This window comes from Streptomyces sp. NH27, from assembly GCF_056859195.1.
Genome location: NZ_JACEGK010000318.1, coordinates 1 through 9,140, shown reverse-complemented (window position 1 = coordinate 9,140; position 9,140 = coordinate 1). Strand labels below are relative to the sequence as shown.

The following is a 9,140-nucleotide window of genomic DNA, read 5'->3' as shown; positions in this document are numbered from 1 at the left end:
GCTGCCTGAACGGGATACGTGTCAGTCCGTACCGCGGCAGAAGATCCCTGCCTCCCGCGCCGGAGCGCTGCCCACGTCGCCCAGGACGACCACGTGGAAGACCGCGCCGGCGACAGCGGCCACGAAACGGGAGATCCTGCGGGTGCTGCGCATGATGTGCCACCTGTCCGATCGGGTCTGCGGGACGCTGCTGTTCGGTGCCGCTGGGTGCTGCTCGGTGCCGCTCGCGGGGTCACCAGGCCAGGGCGTCGTCCATCGACTGCTGCCAGTAGGTGGTGTTGAGGGAGTCGTCGATGTAGACGCCCGCGGCGGGCAGCGACGGGTGGGCGCCGGTGCCGACGCTGCCGGCGCCGTCGCCGGAGCGGCCGTAGAAGTAGACGCCAAGGGTCTTCACGGTGCGGCCGTGAGCACCACTGCCGTCGGAGGCGGACAGGCCGACCGAGGCGAAGCCGGACTCACCCGGGTTGAGGGTCACCACGGCCTGCGGCTTGGAGTCCTCCAGGACCGGCGGCACCGCCTGCGCGTCGGTGAACTGCAACGCCGGATAGCCGTACAGGAAGCAGGTGTTGCTGCCGGTGTTGGTCACCGTGAGCAGCATGTGGTTCACCGGACGGTTCAACGGAGCCGCCACCACCTTGGTGTTGGAACCCTGGCAGGTGACCGTCTTCCCGGAGCTACCGGACTTGCCAGAGCTGCCGGACTTACCCGACTTGCCGGATGCGGCCGGCGCATTGCCGGAAGTACCCGACCCCTTAACGGAATCGCCCGTCGCCGCCGACTTGAAACCGTCGGACACCTCGGACGGCGCGATCGTGGCCGACGCGTTCCCACCGGCGGCGGATCCGGTGGGGGCGTTCGCGAGGGACGACGCGGTCGTGGAGACGCCGCCGTTCGAGGCACCCTCGGCCCTGCTGCCCGACCCGTCGTTGCCGCACGCGGTCAGCGAGAGCGCCCCGAGTACGACGGTCGCCGCTGCGCCGACGAGACCAAGACGGGAGTTGCGGATGCTGAACATGTGGGTGCCTCTTTCGTAGTTCGAGTGGGTGTGTTGCTCGGATGACCTGAGCCTGCGGGGTGATCCGTCCCAGTCGCTACGCCCGCCGGGCAGTTGGGGACGCTGGAACGCCAAAACCCGCTCTGACCAGCGGGAACACGGCGCCCCTGGAACGCCGGAACGGGACGCCATGGGATGAAGACACGGCCACCGGCCAGCTGACTTTGGACGTGCGGGAGTTGGATCGTCGATGATTCGGCGCCCCACCGTCGCCCACCTCGCCGGCGCCCCTACACACCCACGCACCCGCTCCGCCACCGCATGCGGTACACCTGACAACCGGCACAGTCAGGGAGGGAACCGCGTGAAGCAGGCGGCAACAGGAGCGTTGACAGGCTTGGCGATCGGGGATGCCATGGGCTTTCCGACCGAGTTCAACACGATGGCGCAGATCGAGGCGAAATGCGGCTCTTGGCGCACGATGCCGCTGCCGCTCTCCTCGGGCCGGGCCTATGTCACCGACGACACGCAGATGACGCTCGCCCTGGGCGAGGGGCTGCTCGACGCGCTGGCCGAAGGACCGCTGAGCGCTTCCCGGTTGGAACCACCGGTGCGCGCACGCTTCGTCGAGTGGTGCTACTCGCCGGAGAACAACCGCGCCCCGGGAATGACCTGCCTGCGCGCCTGCGAGGCGCTGAGCCGAGGCGGCACCTGGCAGGCCGCGAGCGAGATCGGCTCCAAGGGCTGCGGGGCGAACATGCGGGTCGCGCCACTGGGCCTGATCCCGGGGCTGGACCGCCAACAGCGCTCCGGTGCAGCCCAGTTGCAAAGCGCTCTCACGCACGGCCATCCCACCGCGCTTGCCGCGAGCGACCTGACCGCGCACGCCGTCTGGCTGCTTGCCGAGGGCGCCGGCACCGCCGAACTGCTCCCCGAGCTAAGGGAGTACGCCCGCGCGAGCCGCGGCCACTACCCCGCAGACTGGCTGGGCGACCTGGCCGCCCGCGCCCAGGACCCGGATCCGGCGTCCTTCGCCGCCCGCGGCTGGGACGAGTGCCTGGCCGTGCTGGACCGCCTCGAAAGCGCGCTCCGCTCCCCCGACCCCGAAGCCGACCCGTGCGCGGCCACCGGGGCCGGCTGGATCGCCGAGGAGGCGCTCGCCACCGCGCTGTACTGCTTCCTCCTGCTTCCCGACGACCCGGCCGCGGCGGTCCGGCGGGCCGCGTACTCCTCCGGCGACTCCGACTCGATCGCCGCTCTCGCCGGGGCGTTCGCCGGTGCCCACCACGGCGTCGGCGCCTGGCCGGCGGAATGGGTGAGCAGCATCGAGTACCACGACCGCCTGCTGGCCCTGGGCGCCGCCTGGGACGTCTGAACGCCCTGTCCGACGGCGATCGCCCGCAGTCCCCGTCCCGGGGGCCGGCGGCGGTCGCGGGGCTCGTAGCGGTCTCCGCGCCCGCCGCCGGCACAAGGTGCGCTCTTGAAACGGGCGCTCCTGCAACCGGCGCTGCTACAAGGTGCGTTCGAGGCGGTCGGCCATCAGCTTGACGAAGCGGGCGGGGTCGGCCAGTTCGCCGCCTTCGGCCAGCAGCGCCATGGAGTGCACGAGTTCGGCCGTCTCCTGGAGCGCGGCGTCGTCCTGGCGTTCGCCGTGGACCCGGTTGAGCCCGACGACCAGCGGGTGCTTGGGGTTGAGTTCGAGGATGCGCTTGACGCGCGGCAGTTCCTGGCCCATGGCGCGGTAGATGTTCTCCAGGGCCGGCGTCACGTCGTTGGTGTCGGAGACGATGCAGGCCGGCGAGACGGTGAGACGGGAGGAGAGCCGTACTTCCTTTACGCTGTCGGTCAGTTGGGTCGTCATCCAGGTGAGCAGACCGCCGAACTCCTCCTGCTGCTTCTCGCGCTCGCTGCCGGCCTCGGCCTTCTCCTCGTCGGTGCCGAGGTCGACCTCGCCCTTGGCGACCGAGCGGAACTGCCGGCCGTCGAACTCGGGGACGGAGTCCACCCACACCTCGTCGACGGGGTCGGTGAGCAGCAGCACCTCGATGCCCTTGGCCTGGAAGGCTTCCATGTGGGGCGAGTTCTCGATGGCCTGCCGGGACTCGCCGGTGACGTAGAAGATGTGCTCCTGGCCGTCCTTCATGCGCTCCACGTACTGCGCCAGGGTGGTCGGTTCGTCCTTGTCGTGGGTCGTGGCGAAGGAGGACACACCGAGGATGGCGTCGCGGTTCTCGAGGTCACCGAGCAGCCCCTCCTTCAGCACGCGGCCGAACTCCCGCCAGAAGGTGGCGTATCGCTCCGGGGCGGAGGACATCATGTCCTTCACCGTCGACAGCACCTTCTTGGCCAGGCGGCGGTGCATCAACTGGATCTGCCGGTCCTGCTGGAGGATCTCGCGGGACACGTTGAGCGACAGGTCCTGCGCGTCCACGACACCCTTGACGAACCGCAGGTACGACGGCATGAGCGCTTCGCAGTCGTCCATGATGAACACGCGCTTCACGTAGAGCTGCACACCGCGCTGGTAGCCCTGCATGAAGAGGTCCTGCGGGGCGTGGGACGGGATGAACAGCAGCGCCTGGTACTCGAAAGTGCCCTCCGCCTGGAGGCGGATGATCTCCAGCGGGTCGATCCAGTCATGGCTGATGTGCTTGTACAGCTCGTGGTACTCGTCGTCGGTGACCTCGTCGCGCGAACGGGCCCACAGGGCCTTCATCGAGTTGAGCACCTCGGGTGCGGCCGGGGAGTCGTCCGACTCGGCCGCGTCCGCCGCCTTGGACTCCGCGTCGCCGTCCTCAGCCGCCGCCTTGGGCGCGGACTGCGCGGCCATCCTGATCGGCCAGGTGATGAAGTCCGAGTACCGCTTGACGATTTCGCGGATCTTCCAGGTCGAGGTGTAGTCGTGCAGCTGGTCCTCGGAGTCCTCCGGCTTGAGCCGCAGCAGGATCGAGGTGCCCTGCGGCGCGTCGTCGACGGTCTCCACGGTGTACGTGCCCTCGCCGTTCGACGTCCAGCGGGTGCCCTGGCTCTCACCCGCCCGCCGGGTCAGCAGCGTCACCTCGTCGGCCACCATGAAGCTGGCGTAGAAGCCGACGCCGAACTGGCCGATCAGGCCCTCCGTCGCCGCGGCGTCCTCGGCCTCCTTCAGCTCCCGCAGGAACTTCGCGGTACCCGAGTTCGCGATCGTGCCGATGAGTTGGACGACTTCGTCGCGTGACATGCCGATGCCGTTGTCCCGCACGGTCAGCGTACGGGTCTTCGGGTCGGCCTCGAGAGCGATGTGGAGATCGGAGACGTCCGCGCCGAGGGAGTCGTCGCGGAGGGCTTCGAGTCGCAACTTGTCGAGTGCGTCGGAGGCGTTGGAGACAAGTTCCCGCAGGAACACGTCCTTGTTGGAGTAGATCGAGTGAATCATCAACTGGAGAAGCTGGCGCGCTTCCACCTGGAACTCGAACGTCTCGGTCGACATTGTCCGTTGGTCCTTCGCAGATCACCGGGTGACAGGTACTGACCGAAGCACTGTAGATCAGCCGGGCCGCCCGCGACCTGCCGTCCGTGCAACGGCCCCGCAGGCGGGCGCCTGCGGGGCCGTCGATTCGGTGGGACAACTGGTCAGGCGCGGGCGCCTATGTGGGCTCGCCGCTTCGTGGCGGCGGGCGCACCGCCGGGAAGGGCGATGGCGAGGTAGTGGTCGAGGGACAGCGGGCCCGGGCCGGCGAACGTGATGAGCAGAAGGGTCCAGCAGAAGAGGACCGCCGGTTCACCGCCGTTCTGGATGGGGAGCAGGGCGTGGTGCTGGTGGATGTCGAAGTAGGCGAAGGCCATGGAGCCGACCGGCTCCGGCTCACGTGTAGATCCCGAACTCGTAGAGCGAGTAGCCGTATCCGGTGCCGCGCTGCGTACCCAGGACCCGGACGTAGCGACCGGTGCCGTTCACGTCGATGTCGTCGACATTGCCGTCCCCGTCGGTGACCGACTTCACCGTCGTCCAGTTGGTGCCGTCCTGCGAGGTCTGGATGTCGTACGCCTTCCCGTACGCCGCCTCCCAGTAGAGCTGCACATGCTTGAACGTGGTGCTCTGGCCGAGATCGACCTGGAGCCACTGCGGGTCGCTCCAGTCGCTCGACCAGCGGGTACCGGTGTTTCCGTCCACCGCGTCGGCCGCGGTGCACGGGCAGCCGCCGGTCGGGTCGGTCTGGTAGGAGGACGCCGTGGCAGGCATGTTGAGCGCCACGTTGGTGCCGTCCACCTTCGGGGGCACCACCTTGAGCGACTTCGATCCGTAACTCACGTTGCCGTGGCTGTCGGTGGCCTTGACGTACACCTTCCAGATGCCCGGCCTGTCGGGGGCCTTCGTGCTGATGGTGTTGCCGTTGACGGTGGAGTCGGCCGGGGTGAGCGCGCCGTTGTTGTCGACGTAGATGCTGCTGTAGAGCACCTGGTAGCTGATCGGGTCGTTCTCGGGGTCCGTGGTGTTGGTGGTGATGGTCACGTTGCCGCCGGTGGGCACGCCGTCGGTGGCGCCGCTGACCGTCATGTCGGAGACCAGCGCGGGCTGGTTGTCGCCCGAGGTGTCACCGCCGTACGCCCTCTTCACGGCGTAGTAGGACGGGCGCTTGAGGCCGTCGGGCACCAGGTTGAACCAGATGCCGCCGAAGTCGTCCTCGTTGCCGTAGTGGAAGAGGGTGGCGCCCAGAGCGACGCCCTGGTGGCTGGTGATGCAGTTCCAGGCGTTGGTGTAGCCGTCGGCCTTCTGCTGGTCGGTCGGCTCGTCGGGCACGCCGTTGGCGTCGTCGGGCACCTCCCACGAACCGGCCGGACCGCCCTCGGTGACGATGTACGGCTTGTCGTAACCACCCGCTTCCCAGGTGGACTTGATGTTGCAGACGTCCTTGTAGGAGTTGACCGCGTACAGGTCGAGGTCCGGCGCGTCCTTCTTGTAGTACGGCCAGGCGCCGGTCCACGCGTCGGTGGAGGTCACCGGGTGGTTCGGGTCGACGGAGTGGATCTTCTGTGCGATCTGGTTGACGAAGGTGACGTACGCGTCGCGCTGCTGCTCCAACTCGTCGCCGCTGTAGCAGTTCTGCAGCCCGAGCACCGACTCGTTGCCGACGTCCCACATCAGCACGCCCGGGTTGTCCTTGTAGGTCTGTACCCACTTGGGGAACTCGGTGAGCATGTCGTTCTTGTAGGTGTCGTCGGTGAGGTAGTTGACGCAGCCGCCGGCGCCGGGACCACCGCCGGGCTGGAGCCAGAAGCCGGCGATCACCTTGATGCCGTTGGTCGCGGCCGCGTCGAACAGCGGCGCGCTGGTCGCGTCGGTACCCCAGGTGCGGACCGTGTTGACGCCCATCTTCGCAAGGTCCGGCAGGTCCTGCGCAGCGTCGGTCGCCGCCGGTCCCCAGGTGAGGCCCTTCACCTCGTAAGGGGCGCCGTCCACGGTGAGCTGCCAATTACCTTGCGAGCCGGTCACCTTGACCACGCTTCCCGCCGCGTGCGCGGCGGGCGCCTGGATCGCGGCGAGTCCCGCGACGGCCAGGGCGGTCGCCGCGAGTGGAGCGACGACGCGACGCGCCCGCCCCTTCCTGAAGGATCGCTGCATGTCTTCCTCCTTGGTGCGGATGAGCCCGTTCACGGGTAGCTGACGAGGTAGGTGATGCCGGAGTTGGCGCTGTTGACCGGATCGCCGGTCGTATTGATGACGTGGCTGATCGTGCCGTCGCCGCCGAGCGTGGGGGGTGGAGAGGTAGGACGTGCGGGGGTTTGCATAGATCACCTGTGGTGTTGGGGGGACAGGCTGGAACTTGGAGAGCGCTCTCCCGGGGGGTCCCGAGAAACCCGCCCGGGAGAGACCCGCGGACGGGTTACTGGATCAGTTCGTAGTTGCTGTCGAGCACGGCACCCTTGTCGGGCTGCGACTGGTCATAGCCGTGGTCGTCGCACTGGAGGCCACCGTTGACGCAGTGGGTGACCATGGCGGCCAGCGTCGCGTCGTCCCAGTCCGCGAAGAAGTCGTAGTGGAACGAGAAGCCCGCCCCACTGGACAGGTGGACCTGGGACATGTCGCCGTTGACCGGGAAGGCCATCTTGAACTCGATCATCGGCAGCGCGACCGGGTGATCGGCCGGGCAGACGTTCTCGTTGTCGCCCGTGGCGATCGGGTACGCCATGTGGCTCTGGTGGTCCGGCGTGTCCAGGTGGATGCCGTCCCAGCAACTCGGCGCCTGCAAACGGATGTTCAGCTGCACGTCAGGGGTGTTGGGGCAGGTGACCGGGAAGTCGAAGTTCCCGTAGTCGTCCCCGCACTCCCAACCTTCCACCGTGCCCTTGAGGTTCTTGAACTGGTCCTCGGTCTGCATCGGGTTGCCGACCACGAACCGCAGCCCCTTGGGGAACGGCCGGACGCTGGTGTAATCGTTGACGCCCGACTTGTAGTAGATCGTCTGCGGGCCGATCGGCAGGATCTTCTGGTCGCCGTTGAACAGACTCGGCATCCAGTAGGCCGACTTGTCGCCGGGCGCGTTGCACGTCGTCCCGCTCGCTGCCTCGAGCGACGCGGTGGTCGAGTCGGCGTTGGTGCTGACGTTGCCCATGAACGTGTGGTCGTGCGACTTGCCCGGCTGCCCGGGGAACACGATCGGGTCGTCCGGCAAGGTGTGGGACGGCGCACACTTCGCCTGGAACTCGTGGAAGTACGCATGCGGCGGGTCGTACGTCGACGGCGTCACACCGGTGACCGGCGGGTCGGCCATGATGTAGCCGTCCCCGTCGGGGTCGTCGCCCGATGTCTTGGTCGACACCGGCATGTTCATCGGCATCGCCTGACTGCCCTGCTTTGCCGAAACCGCATGCGCGGCGCGCGCCGTGCCGTGCGACGACGGGGCGGCGGAAGCGTTTCCGGTGAGTGCCACCGCGCCGCCGACCGCGGTCAGCGCGAGGGCGATGAGCAGCCCTGGAAGTTTTCTCGACCTGTGTGCCACGGAGACCTCCTCGTTCTCGTGGCTCCGGCGAATATCACGTGACGGCCGTTCCGCTTCGGGGGGTTCACACGGGTCGGCCGTCAAGCCGCGGGGAGTTCGGAGAGCGCTCTCCCGCGTCACGGCATGTTGCGCTTCTGGTTCAGGAGTGTCAACAGTTCTTGAAGTTGGCGGAGGACGGCGAACCGCCGTGCAAGGGCGTCCGAACCGGGCTGGCCTGGTGCTTCACAAGACATGGTGATTCTGTGAAGAATGTGGAGTCCACGTGAACGATGCAATGCCCCTGGTGATTCCGGTCGTTGGAAGCGGAGCGGCTCGAAGGGACAACTGGGACTTCCGCGTTGTGGCGACGCGGCCGGCGGCGCGACGGGCGTGATGGCTGACGGCATGGCCGGCGACGCCGGCTCCGGGACGCGAACCGGCCTACGGCAGCGCCGCGTTCGTACGGTGCCGCACCCCCGGCCGCGCCAAGGTGACTACGGCGCGGGCGCGGCCGTACGACGGTCGCGGCGCGGTGCAGGGGCCCGCGACGAGTGCGGCGCGGGGGAAGGGACGCACGGCCAACCGGCCGTATGCGAGCCGCCGGATCGCATACGGCCGGGCCGCGAACTACTCCACCGCCGTGACCACCGTCAGGGCGGCTTCGCGTACGTCGGGATCGGGGTGGCGGCGCAGGGCGCGCAGGCGGGTGCGCCAGTCATCGGTCCAGCCGGTTCGGGCGCCGAGCGCATCGGTGATCGCCACGGCGAACTGGCCTGCCGGGTAGCCCGATTCGGGCACGGCGAGCCGGCGCTCGTAGCAGCCCCGGCCGTCCAACTCGGCCAGCAGAGCCCGCAGATCGACCGTCCGGGCCCGACCCGAGCCCGGCCCCTGCCGGCGCACCCAGCCGGCCAGCTCCCGCGTCCGCTCGCTGTACGGCAACGGGTCCAGCGCGGCGAGCAGTTCGTCGACGGCGGCGCGTACCGGTCCGGATTCGTTCGGCATTCCCCCATCCTCCAGCTCGGCGGCGGGGTTTCGTACAGGTTTTCGCCCGCCGGGGACAGGTGGCGGGCGAGGGCGCCTGAACGGTGGTCCGGGTCGTCTGGTTGTCGGGCCGGGTCGGAGGGCCGGGTCCGTTCGTCAGGTCGGTGGACCGGGGTTCAGAGTGCGGGCGTGAGGGTGAGGAAGGC

General features: G+C 68.6%; 8 protein-coding genes and 1 pseudogene. 1 reads left to right on the top strand and 8 read right to left on the bottom strand.

The features are described from left to right. Nucleotides 1-21: 21 nt before the first annotated feature. Both AC13HU_RS23840 and AC13HU_RS23835 read right to left on the bottom strand, forming a co-directional pair. Complete coding sequence (locus AC13HU_RS23840) at nucleotides 22-153, bottom strand: hypothetical protein (RefSeq protein ID WP_483043983.1); 132 nt, start codon at nucleotides 151-153, stop codon at nucleotides 22-24. A 79-nt stretch (nucleotides 154-232) separates the two neighbouring features. Then, a complete protein-coding gene (locus AC13HU_RS23835) occupies nucleotides 233-1,015 on the bottom strand; it encodes a DUF4232 domain-containing protein (RefSeq protein WP_483043982.1) in 783 nt (260 codons plus the stop codon). Between the two features lie 343 nt (nucleotides 1,016-1,358). Between AC13HU_RS23835 and AC13HU_RS23830 the strand changes: the two genes are divergently transcribed. Continuing rightward, nucleotides 1,359-2,369 carry an ADP-ribosylglycohydrolase family protein gene (locus AC13HU_RS23830; RefSeq protein ID WP_483043981.1) on the top strand — a complete coding sequence of 337 codons (1,011 nt, stop codon included), beginning with the start codon at nucleotides 1,359-1,361 and terminating at the stop codon, nucleotides 2,367-2,369. A gap of 135 nt (nucleotides 2,370-2,504) precedes the next feature. Here AC13HU_RS23830 and htpG read toward each other — a convergent pair whose 3' ends face one another. The 6 genes and pseudogenes from htpG to AC13HU_RS23800 all read right to left on the bottom strand — a co-directional run bounded on the left by htpG (nucleotide 2,505) and on the right by AC13HU_RS23800 (nucleotide 8,955). Then, a complete protein-coding gene (gene htpG / locus AC13HU_RS23825) occupies nucleotides 2,505-4,463 on the bottom strand; it encodes a molecular chaperone HtpG (RefSeq protein WP_483043980.1) in 1,959 nt (652 codons plus the stop codon). Between the two features lie 143 nt (nucleotides 4,464-4,606). After that, nucleotides 4,607-4,825: pseudogene (locus tag AC13HU_RS23820) on the bottom strand (DoxX family protein); the annotation flags it as partial. Between the two features lie 13 nt (nucleotides 4,826-4,838). Beyond that, nucleotides 4,839-6,596: a discoidin domain-containing protein gene (locus tag AC13HU_RS23815; protein ID WP_483043979.1), complete on the bottom strand. Its 1,758-nt coding sequence runs from the start codon at nucleotides 6,594-6,596 to the stop codon at nucleotides 4,839-4,841. 29 nt (nucleotides 6,597-6,625) lie between these two features. Next, nucleotides 6,626-6,763 (bottom strand): hypothetical protein, encoded by a 138-nt coding sequence (locus tag AC13HU_RS23810; protein WP_483043978.1) that lies wholly within the window; start codon nucleotides 6,761-6,763, stop codon nucleotides 6,626-6,628. 95 nt (nucleotides 6,764-6,858) lie between these two features. Next, nucleotides 6,859-7,974 carry a DUF1996 domain-containing protein gene (locus AC13HU_RS23805; protein ID WP_483043977.1) on the bottom strand — a complete coding sequence of 372 codons (1,116 nt, stop codon included), beginning with the start codon at nucleotides 7,972-7,974 and terminating at the stop codon, nucleotides 6,859-6,861. 606 nt (nucleotides 7,975-8,580) lie between these two features. Further along, nucleotides 8,581-8,955, bottom strand: a complete 375-nt coding sequence (locus AC13HU_RS23800) for a hypothetical protein (protein ID WP_483043976.1) — start codon at nucleotides 8,953-8,955, stop codon at nucleotides 8,581-8,583. Nucleotides 8,956-9,140 lie beyond the last annotated feature (185 nt).